This is a genomic window from Synechococcus sp. PCC 7335 (assembly GCF_000155595.1).
Classification (GTDB): Bacteria; Cyanobacteriota; Cyanobacteriia; order Phormidesmidales; family Phormidesmidaceae; genus Phormidesmis.
The window spans coordinates 3,447,535-3,463,054 of the sequence record NZ_DS989904.1 but is presented as its reverse complement, the minus strand read 5'-3'; the positions used below and the strand labels follow the sequence as shown (position 1 = coordinate 3,463,054).

The following is a 15,520-nucleotide window of genomic DNA, read 5'->3' as shown; positions in this document are numbered from 1 at the left end:
GATCTTATTAGAGCTATCCACCTGTTCCTTATGATCGCAAATCGTTACTACTCAACCCTATCCTGGCTCATGCTTCCAGCCTTTTGCCTCACGGCATTGTCGCCTGCGCTTGCTCAACTACCAACGCTGTCTCCCCAATCGGCATTGCCTGGGGATTCATTTGTTCAATCCACTGAATCTACCTACGTTCTAGGTCCTGGGGATCAAGTTGAAATTACGGTGTTCGGCTTTGAAGAATATACAGGCGCAAAAACCATTCTGTCAGATGGGACTATTACGTTGCCTGTAATCGGAGTTGTTCCTGCGGCTGGTCGTACTCCGGAACAGCTAACTGAGCAACTGACAACGCAGCTGCAAGCGTATTTAATTGATCCTGCCGTCACAGTTACGCTAAATACGCTACGTCCAGTTGTAGTCAATGTAGCTGGAGAGGTTCAGCGACCCGGTCCCGTCAGCCTTCAGGGATTAACAGATACTTCTAGATATGAAGAATCTTCGTCGGGTAGTAAGCCAACTGTGAGTTTTGCGTTGATTCAAGCTGGAGGGATTACCCAATCTGCAGATATTCGCCAAGTTGTCGTCCGCCGTGGATTACCTAACGGAAATTCTATAACCTCAACGGTCAATCTTTGGGATACTTTAGCGTTTGGAGATACTTCGCCAGGTCTTGTCATATTACAGGATGGTGATTCAGTTTATGTTCCCCGCTTGAGCGATAATGAGTCATTTGATCGTCGTTTAGTTGATCGATCGAGCCTATCTCCAGGGACGGTAAGGGTACGGGTCGTCGGGGAAGTGAAACAGCCCGGCGAAGTACAAGTACCACCCGGTAGCTCATTGTCTAGTGCAGTTGCGATCGCCGGAGGACCAACCGAAGAAGCAAAACTAGCAGAAGTAGACTTTGTGCGGATGAATGAAGATGGCGAAATTAAGCGGCAGACCATTGATCTACGCAATCTAACCGATACCTATCAGGTTCGAGATGGTGATGTTGTGATTGTGCCCGAGCTGGCGGCTGCTTCGGCGCTAGATTGGGCAGACCGACTACTCAATCCGCTTAGATTTCTATTTGGCATATTTTAATTTATTAGGATCAAGATTGCAGGGCTAGACAACGTTCTGCGGGAGAAATATCTTATCAGGAACAAAATCAGACAGAGAAAATCCTAACGTTGGCTGGGAGAAAAGGTTACTTCAAATGCATTTTGAACTGAGATTGTGTGCAGGCAGCATCGACAGATTTTCTACAGATACGGTTGTTTTAACAAGCAGGCTTAGTCATTCATGCTAGGAAAGCGAAAATTTATCGGTAACTCGCTGGCGATGCTGATCAACCGGGTAACGCAGAGCATTGCTACGTTTATGCTGTCTGCTGCGATCGCCCGCTCACTAGGCGCCGATGCGTTAGGACAATATCTATTAGCGTTTAGTCTTTATTACATATTCGTCACGCTAGCATCGCAAGGACTAAGAGTCTTTTTTACTCGCGAGCTTGCTCGCAATCCAGAAGAGATTTCTATCTATCTTACAAACGGGACTTTTCTTCAAACGCTTTTGAGTTTGGTTGCCTACATTAGTCTTGTCGCTGTTGTATTTATTATGCCCTACGGTGAGGATGCATCAGCCGTGTGCTACCTCATGGGCTTAGCTATTTTTCCTTTTGCCTTATCAAATGTCACTGAAGCCATTTTCCAAGCACTTGAGAAAATGCATTTAATTGCAGTGACAACGGTACCAATTTACATCATACGTCTGTTCATAATTCTAGCTGCAATGCAATTGGAATATGGCATTCGAAGTGTGGTCTTAATTCTAGTTGCTTCGGAGGCACTAATTCTTGTAATTCAATGGTTGTGCATTCTTCGATTTATTAAACCTACGTGGAAAATTAAGAGTGATTTCCTTCGTGAGATTCTGCTTGAAGCGCGTACCTTTTTTGTCATAGAAGGCGCGGCAGTGATTAGTACTCGTATGGAAATCGTCATTCTTTCTATTTTGGGTAGTGAGCTACTTCTAGGGCTCTATGGAGCCGTCGTTCAGTTACTTCAACCATTCCTTATTGTCGCTAATAGTGTGATAATGGCCATTTTTCCGGCTATGTCGAGAAGCGTAGGTCGAGAAAAAAATGAGCAGCGGCGAATAGCAGAAAATTTAATCGAGTTTCTTATGATCATGGCCTTACCGTTTATGGTAGGTATCCTGCTATTAGGGCGAGGTTTACTGATTTTTGTATATGGTCCTAGCTTTGCTGAGGCAGCTTTAGCATTTAAGATTGCATCGTTAACGCTGGTCATACTACCCTTTATCCGGGTATTGAGCTATTTACTAGTCGCAAATGGATTTGAAAAAGTGAATTTAAGGGAGCTGACTGTGACAACTCCCTTAGCAGGAACAATCGGCGTCTTTCTAGTAGCGCAGTTTCAGCTGTTGGGTGCACCTGCTATGCAGGTTAGTAAGTCGGTGATCTCAGGCAGCCAGTACATCTATGCAACCTACAGTCGGTTGTTTGCTCTAGACCTGAGACGAATTTTTGTACGTCCTCTTCTCGTGAGTCTGCTGATGGTTCCACCACTTTGGCTTCTAAAGCAGTCGAATCTTGAGTTTTGGATTGTTCTGATAGTCTCCATTGGTGCATATGTGGCAATAGTAAGCACAATCGGAATTTTGTTACTAGGAGGTCCTCGCGTCGTGTACGCCAAGCTTTCAAACAAAGGGTAGCAACAATCAGTAAAGAGCAGTCTGGCTCTTAGTAAAGGCAACAATCTAGGTGAAGAAAAAATAAATGCGTCTACCAGAAATATCTGTCATCCTTCCTGCTTACAACACTGAAAAGTACATAGGGCGCGCGATCGCATCAGCGCTAAATCAGTCTATTTCAAATATTGAGATAATCGTAGTTGATGATGGTTCTACAGATAATACTGTGAGCGTTATTCAACAGATTCAAGCTCAAGATGAGCGACTGAAATTGCTGATCAATGAACAAAATATGGGTGTCAGTAAGACCCGAAACCGAGCGTTGGCAGCAGCGCAGGGGGACTGGATTGCTGTACTAGATTCAGATGATTGGTATGACCAAAAAAGACTAGAGAAGATACTTTGGGTGGCAAAAGCAGAAAATGCAGATATTGTCGCAGATGACTTGCATTTGATTCGAGATGGCGAAAATTCTCCTTGGTCAACGCTACTTTGTCAGGGGAAAGCGCAGTTTAGTTCACTTAAGCAAATTTCTCCTGTCTATTTCCTTGAAACAGACACATATGGTCAGCCAGGTTTGCATCTTGGATATTCTAAACCGTTGTTCAAGAAAAGTTTCTTGACTGAGCACAACATTTGGTATGATCCTACTCTTCGAAACGCTGGAGATTTCTGGTTTCTACTCGACTGCCTGGTACATAAGGCACGATTTTGCTTAATTCCAGAACCCTATTACTATTACCGATCACGGCCTAACTCTTTAATCCGCCAAAGCTCGTTAGAACGGTTGGAAAACGAACTCGCTACAACACATAATTTTCTTGAGAAGGAAGTTGTCAAAGATAGCCCCCCTTTAGTCAGAGCGCTACTCAACAATGCTAAGGTCTTGACGAGATATCGAAACTATTACAGCGTGGTAGAACCGCTCAAGCAGAAAGACTTTCGCTCAGCAGTTACAGAAGCGATTAAGTATCCTTCCTTCATTACCCATCTTGTCTCTAGAACGCCTGGAATCCTCTACCGTAGATGGCGACGTGCTATCTTTAAAACAGACTTATGGGAAGGGATTAGCTAGATCAAGAAACTAGCTAGAAGATTTATTTGCTGCTGTAACTAAAGCTGCGGACGAAGTTAGTAAATTTTATGACGACTACCCTTATCGCTTCTAGATGAGCTCCAGGAATCCAGAAAATATTGAAAGAAATGAAAGTTGCTCTTTTACATTTTTGCTTTGAAGATTACTCGGTTGAGCTAGCTAACGGCTTGGCAGAGTATGTAGATCTTACTTTGATACATCCGCAAAACTGTACTAAAGCTTGTCAGAGCGTTCTAGATCCACGGATTCACCTGCTCAGTTTTGATAAACCTAAAATGCGTGATCCTAGAAACCTTTTATCTATGCAGGTGCTGATGAGGATGCTTAGAGAAGTAAAGCCTGATGTGCTGCACGTACAAGAAATCAACGATGTGTGGTATCTGATGGCACTTTTACTCAAAAAAATGCCACCGCTAATAACGACAATTCATGATGTACTGCCTCACCCTGGCGATCGCGATACAGTATTCGCCTCTCAACTCACTAGAAGAATCGCTTTTTACCGTTCTCAACGGCTCATTGTTCACACGCAGTCTCTCAAGCAGGTATTAATTGAAAAGTTTCGTATCGAAGACAACCGCATTGATGTTTTACCCCACGGGGAACTAGGTAGCTTATATCGAAAAAGAGCAGGAGCCGTTTCTCCTAGAGAACAACACCCTAATACCCCCCCCGCTAAAGAACCCTATACCCTGATATTTTTTGGTCGCATCTGGCCCTATAAAGGCCTACGATATTTATTAGAGACATTACCTGCTGTCATTGAGAAAATCCCCAAGGTAAAACTCATCATTGCTGGACGCGGTGAGAGTCTCTCCAACTATTTTCCGGACGGGTATGACGATGAACACCTTGAAGTATTCAACGATTTTATTGAGGACGAAGATGTTGTTAGGCTGTTTCAGCGAGCAACTGTCACTGTCCTACCTTATATTGAATCTTCACAAAGTGGAGTAGCCGCTATTTCATACGGAATGGGGACTCCTGTAATTGCTTCTAATGTAGGCGGACTCAGTGAAATTGTTCATCACCAAAAGGATGGCTTTTTAGTACCTCCTCGCGATTCTCAAGCACTTGCCGATACAATCATACAATTATTAAGCGATCTTGACTTACAACAGCGGATGCAAGCTGCCGCTTTAGCACGCTGTCAAAATGATTTGAACTGGTCAAAAATTGCCTTTCAAACGGTGCATCTGTATCAAAAGATAGCTGCTAAGAGTTCAATGTATTCTTCCGCTTACTAAGTTTATTCACAGAATCTTTCAGTATGAATAGGATCTTACGCACCATTGAATATGGATTCTCAGGGATGGCGCTCTTCATTTTTTCTGGTGCGGCGCTACTACTCATTCTTTCTAATGGAGCAAATGAAGGTGATGTAGAAGTCAACTACGATACATCGCTTTATCAGCTTGCTTTTCTACTTATTTATCTAACTACCGTCCTACTTTTAGCACTGCGGTGGAAGAAGTCTCTCTACAAACTTACAAAGGCAAATTTTGTTCTTGGTTTTATTCTCTTTGCCATTACTTCTATACTTTGGTCATTCGCTCCTGAGTCGACTTTTAGAGCCTCTATCAAGCTAATTGGTTCCGGTTTATTCGGCCTCTATCTAAGCACCCGCTACAGCATAAAGCAATTAGTGCTAATACTCGCTTGGGTTTCTGGTATTACGATTGTATTGAGTTTCTTGTTTGCAATTCTGCTTCCTCAGTATGGTGTTATGGGGGGTGTCCATGCAGGTACGTGGCGCGGGGTGTTTATGCATAAAAATATTCTTGGAAGTCGAATGGTGATTAGCATTACAGTCTTCTTAATCCTTATTTTTGCCAATCGACGGTATAGGTGGATTCCCTGGCTAGGTATTACCCTAGCGGTGATATTACTGCTGCTAAGCAAATCAACGGCTTCTTTGCTTAACGGCGTTTTTTGCATAGCTTTCTTTTGGATATTGCAGACGCTGCGATGGAATTATCGACTCATGGTTTCATCTCTAGCTATGATAACTTCCATATCTATGCTGCTGATGATATATCTAGGCAACAACCTTGAACCTATTGCTAAGTTATTGGGTAAAGATCTAACTTTCTCAGGCCGCTCCACACTATGGGCAGCAGCCTGGGAGATGATTCAAAGAAGACCGCTGTTGGGATACGGTTATGATGGCTTCTGGCACGGAATGGACGGCGAATCTGCCTATATTTGGGTAGTGACTGGGTGGAAGATGACCCACGCTCATAACGGTTTTATAGAAGTTTGTTTGGAATTAGGGCTCTTAGGATTTCTTATCTTTCTCTTTTCCTTTGTTCAGAACTTATCTCGTGCTTTGGCTCTCGTACGCTTGAGCAGCTCTTCTGTAGCTTTCTATCCAGTCATCAGCTTACTGCTTTTCTTAACTTCCAATCTAGCTGAATCGTCTTTGCTTTCCTCCGATTTAGCTTGCTCAATCTATGTTTTTCTAACTATAGCAATTCCTAAAGAATTGGCCTTTGTTAAATCTTCTAAAACAGAGACATCTTTGTTAGCTGTACATGCATAACATATCTTCCATTTTGGAAGAGGCATTCAGCGAGAGAGAGACTCTAATGCTTTATTCCTCATACCGTTTGTTCTCTATATTAGTTTTCTAATTTCTGACTTCGGCTCCTAGCTTTCTATATCATCTAATTATGACAAACTTGAAGGGTCTAAATATTGTGATGGTCGGTGCTAGCCTTGAGCAAAATGGGGGAATAGCCACTGTTGAAAAACTCATCCTAGAAAATATTTCAGAGATCGAAATTCAGCATATTACGAGTCATGATGAAGGAACGATCACCCATCGAATTCTTGTCTTTAGTAGGGCAGCTAGTCAACTGGCGCTTCTCCTATTTCGCGGAAAAGTTGATCTTGTCCATATCCACCTTTCTGATGGCGGCAGCCTTTTGCGTAAAGCGCTGATTGCTTCTATAGTCAGATGGTTTCGTAAACCTGTTATTGTTCACGCTCACGGCGCGGAGTTTCATACTACCTACTTTCAGCTTCCCCATAGGTTGCAAAGGCTGTTGGGTATAGTTTTTCGACAGTGTTCTAGCTTTATTGTGCTATCAAACACCTGGAAAGAATTCTATATGAGCCAGCTAGGGTTGAAAGAAAAGCAGATGGTTGTATTGCCTAATCCTACCAAGCTTCCTTTAGAAATACCGGATCGTTCCCAATCGCCGCTTGTTCGGTTTGTCTTTTTAGGGCGGGTAGGTGCTCGAAAAGGGACGTTTGATCTGATCAAAGCCTTTTCGAAACTGTCAGCCGATGCTCAAGCCCAAGCACAGCTTTTGATTGCTGGTGATGGCGATTTGGTTCAAGCAAAGGAGCTTGTTGCCCAGCTTGAAATTAGCGATCGGGTCACGCTACTTGGATGGATAGGCGCACAGCAGCGTGAAACCCTATTATCTGATGCTGACGTTTTTGTTCTCCCGTCCTACAACGAAGGCCTACCTATGGCTCTATTAGAGGCTATGGGCTGGGGACTACCAACGATTGTTACGCCTGTAGGCGGTATTCCAGAGGTAATTCAATCTGAGCAGAATGGTCTTTTGATCAATGCAGGGGATGTAACGAGACTGACAGCAGCCATGCAAACCCTAGTTGACCACCCTCAGCAGCGATTGGAATTAGGAAAGGCAGCACGTTCTACTGCTTCGCTCTATGACATTCATGTCTATTGCGATCGCCTTAGCGCCCTCTATGCTGCGCTCGTTTAGATTTAGTGACTCCGTTGTTTATTAGAGGTATATCATGAGAGCTACGATTGCTGATGTCGAAATTGATCCCTATTCCTTTGATGAGGTAGTTGAGCGTATTGTTGATCATGCTCAAAGAAATAGTGAACCTGCCTATGTAGTCACGCCTAATGCACAACATATTGTGCTTTTGCAACAAGATCTCAAGTTTCGTCAAATTTATCGGCAAGCCTTTCTCAAGGTGCCGGATGGTGTCCCTCTACTATGGGCTGCAAGATTTTTGGAGACGCCTCTAGAAAGCCGCGTTAACGGTACTGATTTGTTTGAGCGTCTCTGCGAGGTGGCCGCCGAACGTCATCTACGGATTTTTTTACTAGGTGGACGTCCGGGAGCTGCCGAGCGTGCAAGCGCAGTACTACAGGCTCGGCACCCCAGCCTGCAAGTTGTTGGAACCCATTGTCCACCCTATGGATTTGAGTCGAATGCTGGTGAGTTAGCTTTAATCAACTCCAAAATCATCGCGGCAGATCCTCATCTGCTATTTGTTGGCCTAGGTGCCCCTAAGCAAGAAAAATGGATTTATGCAAACTATCAGATACTAAGAGTCCCGGTTTCCCTGGGTATTGGAGTTAGCTTTGAGTTAGTTAGTGGTTTGGTTAAACGTGCTCCAGTTTGGATGCAGAAAGCTGGTTTAGAATGGTTGTTTCGCCTGATTATGGAACCACAGCGATTATGGCGGCGCTACGTAGTTTGCAATACTCGGTTTATCTGGCTAATATTACGGCAGCGGTGGGGCTTCGTTCGCAAACTGATGTGATTAATTGTTTATTCGTTACAGTGTTTATCTTCATAATCTATCTTTAGAAGCTCTCTAGAAGTTCTCATAAATAAGGGAATGAGACTGTTATGAAAATTAGCGTTGGTATCCTAGCCTACAACGAAGCTGATTGCATTGAAGCGACTATTCGATCCCTGTTAGCACAAAGTGTTTTTCAGCCTCCCTATCTTGATTGTACGTTTGAAATTATCGTAGTTCCTAATGGATGCACTGACGATACTTCTACTGTTTCATATCAAGCTTTAACCAAACTAACAAGCTCTATTCCTGATAACTATCTTAGCTGGCAGATCTGTGAGGTAGCTCAAGCTGGCAAACCTAATGCATGGGACTACTTTGTACATGAGTTTGCAATCATGGGCAGGACGCCGACGTGTTGATTAGGCTTCGAAATCAAGCGGATCCAATCTGGATAGATCGTTTAATTCAAGCGAGAGTAGCCCAAAAAGGCTGGTGGATAATTCCTAAAGAGCTATTGCTGCGGCGATTCCAAAGCTTTCGCTATGTCGGGCTATTGAAAAAACTACTGTTGTTGCCTGTTTCGATCCTAGCATTTGGGGCTGATTTAATAGTCTGTATTCAGGTTAATTCTAATTTGCACCAGCGTAGTCAGCACTTGGTTTCAAAAGCATAGTTTTCTATCTCCTATTTGAGACTTTCTTTCCCACTTGATAGTTTCCTACGCTCAATCTTCACTATGGCTCCTGGTTCTTCTTCCCATAATCGATTGCTCTCACGCCGACGAGCGCTTCACCTTTGTTTAGGCACAGCTGCCTGTTTGTCGGGGGCAGTCATTCAAAGGAAGATGCCTTTGGTTGTTCAACGACGAAGCAGTGTCTATAACAATCGAGAGTTTGTCGTAGACGGCCAGAGGGCGCTTAAGGACCGCGCTGCTGCTAAGGGTATTCTCTATGGCGCAGAAATCAATCACCAGCAGCTTTCCGCAGATTCCGATCTTGCTGCTCAGTTTATTCAAGAGTGTGCTCTTTTAGTAGAAGGCGGTGGCTTAAAATGGTTTTTGACACCGTCCCCCCTACGTCCTGCTCCAAACACTTTTGACTTTACCGCAGCAGACTGGATGCTGAGGTTCTCTCAAACTAATCAAGTCAAGATGCGAGGACATACCTTAGTTTGGCACCAGTCACTGCCGCCCTGGTTTGAAGAGACTGTTAACAACAGAAATGCTGAACAAGTGATGCATAGCCATATTCGAACGGTAGCGGGGCGTTATCGGGGCCAAATGCATTCCTGGGATGTTGTGAACGAAGCGATTCGGGTACAAGATGGTCGGTCGGATGGTCTTCGAAAGTCTCCTTGGTTAGAGTTTATGGGACCTGACTACGTTGAATTAGCCTTCCGGATAACGGCGGAGATGGATCCTAACGCGAAGTTAGTTTACAACGATTTTGGACTGGAATTCGGCTCAAGGAAGAGTGATGCTAAGCGCGAGTCCGTTCTACAGCTCTTGTCGAAGTTAATGAGTAAAGGTACACCAGTTCATGCGCTTGGGGTTCAAGGACACTTAGATACTACCCGTCCGATTAATAGCAGCAAACTTCGGAATTTTTTGGCAGATGTCGCTGCTTTAGGATTAGAGATATTCATTACGGAGTTGGACGTGACGGATCGGTCTTTGCCAGCCGATGCTGCAACGCGTGATCGCGTAATTGCTGGCGTTTACGAGGACTTTTTATCCATTGTTCTTGACGAACCTAGAGTTACAACGGTTACTACCTGGGGCCTGAGCGATCGCTATACTTGGCTATCGGAATTTTTCCCTAGATCCGATGGCTTGCCGGTACGTCCATTACCTTTAGATTCAGATTTAAATCGAAAACTGGCATGGAATGCGATCGCTCGTGCTTTTGATAATGCACCTAGTAGAACAATCATTTAGGTTTCGCTGACTTCTATTGAGTGGCGGCTGATTTAAGGGAAGTGCTGTCGCTACAAAGACAGCACTTCCCCTTATCCATTGCAGCTATGGTTCGACTGCCTACATCACCAGGTCTGCAGTAGGTACGTTCATTGCATTCTGGGAAAGTTATGATAGCTGATTTGTTCACCTAATACTGTCCTAACTACCAAAAGCAATTGACAGATTTTGCCTGCTTTAGAGCTACTTTTAGGTTGAACTTCCTGCAGTTTTTGCTGAAACCGAAATTAAGAACTATAAACTATGGACAATGCATCCTCGTCAAATATGACATTCCAGGCTGGGATGAATGATACTGGCATGATGGCAATTGAAACGTTAATCGATAGCACGAAGCCAACGCACACTGCAATCAAAAGCGGTGCTTGGTCAAACCAGAGCACCTGGCGAAATGGTAGAGTACCTACTGAGGGCGCAACGGTACTGATTGAAGAAGGCACTACCGTTACTTACGATCAAGTAAGCGATGAAGAGATTAAAACACTTGCCATTAAAGGTAATCTGAAGTTTGCGACGGGTAAAGACACCCAGCTGAAAGTCGAAACGATCATCAATGCCCCAACGGGTCAAATTAACATCGGTTCGGCCCAGCAGTCAGTCAAGGCTGATAAACGAGCGAGAATTATCTTTACGAGCGATCGCGCTGTAGACACCAAGTGGGACCCTAAACAGCTAACTAAAGGTCTCGTCAGCCATGGTGCTGTTAATATATACGGCGCAGATAAACGAGATCATGTACGTCTGGCTAAAGATGTGTCGGCAGGCGATAGCGTATTGACCTTTAAAGACGATCTGGCTGGCTGGCGAGTCGGCGATGAGATTGTAGTCGCAGGTACTGGCTATGGCTATAACGGCAACGACAAAGACAACAGCCGTACGCAAGACGAAGTTCTAACAATCACTGAAATCAACGGCCGGCAGGTTAAATTCACTAACAACGACGTTTTGGGTGGCAGTAGCAACGTTCTCAGATTTGATCACCAACGCCATTCAAGGTTAGACGCTAGCAAAATTGACTTGTACGCGGCTAATCTATCTCGCAATGTCAGCTTTGAGACTGAGAACGGTAAAAACGTGCCCATCAGCCACCGAGCTCACGTTATGCTGATGCACAACCCAAATGTAAAAATATTTAACGCAGGGTTTTATGATCTAGGCCGTTCTGACAAGTCGAAGATTGTAGACGATGTTGGCAAGAATGCTGATGGAACTAAGGGTTACGGTACTAACATTCGTGGACGCTATAGTCTTCACTTGCATCAAACCGGTCTCGATCCTGATAAAACGATTTTACTCAAAGGGAATGTCATTTCAGGCTCGCCGGGTTGGGGCATCGTTCAGCACGAGAGTCGTGCTGGGTTAGAAGACAATGTGGTCTTTGACACGGTCGGTTCTGGTTTTGCTGCAGAATCAGGGAATGAAACTGGTTGGTGGACAGATAATATGTCAATTAAGTCCACTGGGATCAGTTGGCGCATGGCCGGGGCTCAGATGGATAATCGTGAGAAAAAATTTGACTTTGGTTTTGAAGGCGACGGCTTTTGGATTCAGGGTGCGGCGCAGATCGCAAATCGAGGCAATAAAGCGTTCAGCTCGAACAGTACTGGCATGTCTCTCTTTAGTGGCTCACTCGACACAACTGATTTTCGTCCAATTAAAACGATTGCAGTAGATACACTACCTCCAAAAGTACAAAAGCTTTTTGTAAAAGATCAAAAAGAGATTGATATTCGTCTGGTTCCAATGGCGGATGTGGTTGGATTTGAAGGTTATAACAACACTCACGGTCTAGATATTTGGGGACATAAAACAAACTTTGATGGTGAGCTAGCGTTTAGTGGCGATGCGACGAGAGAAGAAGCGTTTGAAACGGCCCACGAAGGGCGATCGCTCGTTAAAGACTTTAAGATATGGGGCAATCGCTGGGATGGACTGCGGGTGCGCTATAGCAGCAATATTGATATCAAAGATGGCATTATCGTAGGGCAGGACCGTAGCGATGACAAAGTCAACGGTGGTAGAGGCGTTTTCGTAAATCACGCCACCTTCGATTCAGTTGTTGATGGTGTGCTGGTAGATGGCTTTAAGCAAGGTGCCCACTTTGAAAAACTCAACAGCGATAAAAACTACAACAACAATACTCTACAGAACAGTAGTTTTCGCAACAATACTTACAGTCTAAGCAAGATTGCTGACGAAGTGCTAGAAAATAACCGACCAGACGATTTTAGTGCCTTTGTCAAATTTAGAAACAATCGGTTCGAAGACAGGGCTAACATCAATAACCGAGCGCCTGTCGCCAAGTTTTCTAGTAAAGGTATCGGCGGACTCAGCGTGAAGCTAGACGCTAGTGCGTCGTATGATATTGACCCCTACGTACCTAGCGATGGAAAAGCACCTGCGGTAGCTAGCAAAGGCATTGCTGGATATATCTGGGACGTGGATAACAACGGCACCCCAGACTACTTTGGTCAAACTCTAAAACACACCTTCCAACAAGCTGGCGACCAAAAGGTAAGGCTGACAGTATTAGATGCGCAAGGTAAAGCAACTACCACCGCACGGACGATTAACGTCCAGCCCACTAACTACGCTAATGCTTTTCTCGGCGGTAACTTTGAGGCGGGTACACCTGTTCAAGAGAAATTTTGGATGAGTAGTACGCAGTGGGCCGGTGGCGGCTGGTACGGAATCGCACAGATTGCAGATGGGGTGGCTAAACTTTCTAAACCTGGCAAGTGGGAGAGCCACCTTGGCCAGATAGTACGAAATGAAGGTGTTCATAAGGGCGCACAAAAGCTGAACTTTAGATTGAAGAATATTGAAGGTTCAACCGAGAGAGAGTATTGGAACAACAACGAAATTACTGTGAAGCTGTGGGGGGTAAACGGTCAGTTCAACAACAAGGGCTGGGAGCAATATGGCCCTGAACAGGTAGGAACACTACCTATGCAGCGCACTCAACTCATCAGCCAAGAATACGGTGGTAGAGACGGCGAATTTTTTAACTGGAAGAATATTAGCCTCGAAGTCGATCTAGGTAAGGGCTATGAGTATCTACTTTTTCAGGTAAATACGACAGCCTCTAGAGACGCGGGTGACGATATCGCGATTGATGATGTTTCTTTATCAGAGAAGGTAAAGTCGACATTCCCAATAACGAACCCCAATCCAAATCCTTCTACCCCGCTTTCTATCTCCAAGCTCAGTTTTGAAGAGAAGGGCGGTAATCGGGCTCTCGATGTCTCGACGAAAGGACTGAACAATTTCGGGACGCTCACAGGTGGTACTAATCGTATCGAGGGCAAAGTTGGCGCGGCTGCAGGTTTCAACGGAAAAGACGCGATGGTCAGGCTGAAAAATTCTAAAGATATTAACCTTGGAACTCATGGCGATCGCACGATTTCCCTCTGGTTCAAGTCAGATAAACCGATGGCTTCAGGTAAGCAGGTGATTTATGAAGAGGGTCATGGCACCCGGGGGATGAACCTGTATCTGGAAGACGGGCTGCTGAATTTCGGTGGATGGAATCGGCCCGAGTCAAAGTGGTCCGGAGACTGGGAATCGATGGGTAGAATCCGAGCAGGCCAGTGGAACCATGTTGCCTTAGTGCTAGATGGAGATGAAATGGTGAAAGAAGATGCACTAACGGCTTACTTAAATGGTACTCAGGTGGGGCAAACCAAAGGTTCCCAGCTGTGGAATCATGGGCGGATTAGTCTTGGTAACATCGACGGTGGGACTCGATTTAAGGATGGGTCAGGCGCTAACGGAAGTGCTGGTTTTTCTGGCGGTATTGATGAGTTTGAGTTGTTTAACACTGTATTAGATGCTAGTCAGGTGCAGAAATTAGCAAGTATATAGCTGTTGTCAAAACTATAATTTACCCAAACAGAGTATGGACTTCTGTCTGAGTGAATTTGATCCTGCGTAGAGTGGTTGCAAAACGGCAGATAAATCCTGTCAGTTCTTCAGACTAGAGCCTGGAAAAACTGGCAGGATTTGTGGCTCTTTGTGGTCTGCCTATGTATAGGACACTGATGTCGAACTGAAAAATTACAGTAACGTCAGTTCGGGATAAGATTCGCAGAAAAAAAGAAGGATAGGTACGCTGAGATTATCAAAACCAATCCAGCCCTATCCTTCGCTATGTCTAGTCTAGAAGAACTCTTTTGCCACGTCGATGACTGCTGCAAGTGGTTCGAACCTCGCTGGCACCAGCAACTGCTAACCAGCGGCGCGACCAGTCGGCTACGAGCGCGTTCTTTGACGCTAAGCGAAATCCTAACTATTCTGATTCGCTTTCATCAAAGCCACTATCGCAACTTCAAGCACTACTACCTCAACGAAGTGCAAGAACATCTACGCAGTGCTTTCCCTAAGCTTGTTAGCTACAACCGCTTTGTCGAATGGACGCCCGCTTCTCTACTGCCTCTATGTTGCTACTTAAAGCACTGCTTCGGCCGTTGTAGCGGCATCAGCTTCATCGATGCGACCAGTCTCAAAGTTTGCCACAACCGTCGCATCTATCAGCACCGTGTCTGTCGCGACACGGCAGCTCGCGGCAAGACTTCAGTCGGCTGGTTCTACGGCTTCAAGCTACATCTAGTCGTCAGTGACTGCGGTGAGCTGCTCGGTGCTACGCTAACACCCGGCAATACCGACGACCGTCAGCCTGTCGTTGACTTACTCAGTGAGCTGCATGGCAAGGTCTTTGCCGATAAGGGCTACGTCTCGAAAGACCTTGCTAAACAACTACGCGAAGACTTCGATATTGCCTTCTTTGCTAAACCGAGGCGCAACATGAAAAACCATCTGATGAGCTTAAACGACAAACTACTCGCGCGTCAGCGCTCTATCGTCGAGACGATTATCGACCAGTTGAAGAACATCTCGCAGATTGAGCATTCTAGGCATCGCAGTCCCGTCAACTGTTGGGTGAACATTTTGTGTGGACTGATTGCCTACTGTCATCAACCGAAGAAGCCTTCGTTTGAGCTGTAGTTCTTAGTTTGTCGGCTTTGGCTTATCCCGAACTCACGTTACAGTAACTAAGCCGCAGTCTCTAGCGCCTCAAATCGGGGCACTCTCGCTTTAGCCAGTGGCACTTCTTGAAGCCAGTTGAAGAGCCGGTCAATTCAAAAGAGGGAAGATATTTCATGATTTTAAGCTTGGAAGCTATCGATTAGAGGGCTGTTGGGCGAGTCAGAAACGCTTTATGGCTATCGTCT

The 15,520-nt window shown here is 45.1% G+C and carries 11 protein-coding genes; all 11 read left to right on the top strand.

Translation table 11 applies throughout. The features are described 5' to 3' along the window. Nucleotides 1-69: 69 nt before the first annotated feature. Nucleotides 70-1,083 (top strand): polysaccharide biosynthesis/export family protein, encoded by a 1,014-nt coding sequence (locus tag S7335_RS14765; protein ID WP_071776997.1) that lies wholly within the window; start codon nucleotides 70-72, stop codon nucleotides 1,081-1,083. Between the two features lie 201 nt (nucleotides 1,084-1,284). Beyond that, nucleotides 1,285-2,718 carry an oligosaccharide flippase family protein gene (locus tag S7335_RS14760; protein WP_006456002.1) on the top strand — a complete coding sequence of 478 codons (1,434 nt, stop codon included), beginning with the start codon at nucleotides 1,285-1,287 and terminating at the stop codon, nucleotides 2,716-2,718. A 64-nt stretch (nucleotides 2,719-2,782) separates the two neighbouring features. After that, nucleotides 2,783-3,772, top strand: coding sequence for a glycosyltransferase family 2 protein (locus tag S7335_RS14755; protein WP_006456431.1), 990 nt, complete (start codon nucleotides 2,783-2,785; stop codon nucleotides 3,770-3,772). A gap of 128 nt (nucleotides 3,773-3,900) precedes the next feature. After that, nucleotides 3,901-5,040 (top strand): glycosyltransferase family 4 protein, encoded by a 1,140-nt coding sequence (locus S7335_RS14750; protein WP_006457443.1) that lies wholly within the window; start codon nucleotides 3,901-3,903, stop codon nucleotides 5,038-5,040. Nucleotides 5,041-5,063: 23 nt separating this feature from the next. Further along, a complete protein-coding gene (locus S7335_RS14745; RefSeq protein ID WP_038016299.1) occupies nucleotides 5,064-6,335 on the top strand; it encodes an O-antigen ligase in 1,272 nt (423 codons plus the stop codon). Nucleotides 6,336-6,465: 130 nt separating this feature from the next. Next, complete coding sequence (locus S7335_RS14740; protein ID WP_006454185.1) at nucleotides 6,466-7,536, top strand: glycosyltransferase family 4 protein; 1,071 nt, start codon at nucleotides 6,466-6,468, stop codon at nucleotides 7,534-7,536. 34 nt (nucleotides 7,537-7,570) lie between these two features. Beyond that, nucleotides 7,571-8,332: a WecB/TagA/CpsF family glycosyltransferase gene (locus tag S7335_RS14735; protein ID WP_006455047.1), complete on the top strand. Its 762-nt coding sequence runs from the start codon at nucleotides 7,571-7,573 to the stop codon at nucleotides 8,330-8,332. Nucleotides 8,333-8,421: 89 nt separating this feature from the next. After that, complete coding sequence (locus S7335_RS14730; RefSeq protein WP_038016295.1) at nucleotides 8,422-8,733, top strand: glycosyltransferase; 312 nt, start codon at nucleotides 8,422-8,424, stop codon at nucleotides 8,731-8,733. A gap of 317 nt (nucleotides 8,734-9,050) precedes the next feature. Then, nucleotides 9,051-10,250, top strand: a complete 1,200-nt coding sequence (locus S7335_RS14720; protein WP_038016293.1) for an endo-1,4-beta-xylanase — start codon at nucleotides 9,051-9,053, stop codon at nucleotides 10,248-10,250. Between the two features lie 282 nt (nucleotides 10,251-10,532). Continuing rightward, entirely contained in the window at nucleotides 10,533-14,153 is a 3,621-nt protein-coding gene (locus S7335_RS14715; protein WP_006457612.1) for a G8 domain-containing protein, read from the top strand. Between the two features lie 285 nt (nucleotides 14,154-14,438). Beyond that, nucleotides 14,439-15,293: an IS982 family transposase gene (locus S7335_RS14710; RefSeq protein ID WP_006453544.1), complete on the top strand. Its 855-nt coding sequence runs from the start codon at nucleotides 14,439-14,441 to the stop codon at nucleotides 15,291-15,293. Nucleotides 15,294-15,520: the final 227 nt, after the last annotated feature.

What these genes read in the sequence shown, in the direction of transcription:
- S7335_RS14765 (WP_071776997.1), top strand. Translation starts at nt 70, where the DNA reads ATGCTTCCAGCCTTTTGCCTCACGGCATTGTCGCCTGCGCTTGCTCAA.
- S7335_RS14760 (WP_006456002.1), top strand. Translation starts at nt 1,285, where the DNA reads ATGCTAGGAAAGCGAAAATTTATCGGTAACTCGCTGGCGATGCTGATC.
- S7335_RS14755 (WP_006456431.1), top strand. Translation starts at nt 2,783, where the DNA reads ATGCGTCTACCAGAAATATCTGTCATCCTTCCTGCTTACAACACTGAA.
- S7335_RS14750 (WP_006457443.1), top strand. Translation starts at nt 3,901, where the DNA reads ATGAAAGTTGCTCTTTTACATTTTTGCTTTGAAGATTACTCGGTTGAG.
- S7335_RS14745 (WP_038016299.1), top strand. Translation starts at nt 5,064, where the DNA reads ATGAATAGGATCTTACGCACCATTGAATATGGATTCTCAGGGATGGCG.
- S7335_RS14740 (WP_006454185.1), top strand. Translation starts at nt 6,466, where the DNA reads ATGACAAACTTGAAGGGTCTAAATATTGTGATGGTCGGTGCTAGCCTT.
- S7335_RS14735 (WP_006455047.1), top strand. Translation starts at nt 7,571, where the DNA reads ATGAGAGCTACGATTGCTGATGTCGAAATTGATCCCTATTCCTTTGAT.
- S7335_RS14730 (WP_038016295.1), top strand. Translation starts at nt 8,422, where the DNA reads ATGAAAATTAGCGTTGGTATCCTAGCCTACAACGAAGCTGATTGCATT.
- S7335_RS14720 (WP_038016293.1), top strand. Translation starts at nt 9,051, where the DNA reads ATGGCTCCTGGTTCTTCTTCCCATAATCGATTGCTCTCACGCCGACGA.
- S7335_RS14715 (WP_006457612.1), top strand. Translation starts at nt 10,533, where the DNA reads ATGGACAATGCATCCTCGTCAAATATGACATTCCAGGCTGGGATGAAT.
- S7335_RS14710 (WP_006453544.1), top strand. Translation starts at nt 14,439, where the DNA reads ATGTCTAGTCTAGAAGAACTCTTTTGCCACGTCGATGACTGCTGCAAG.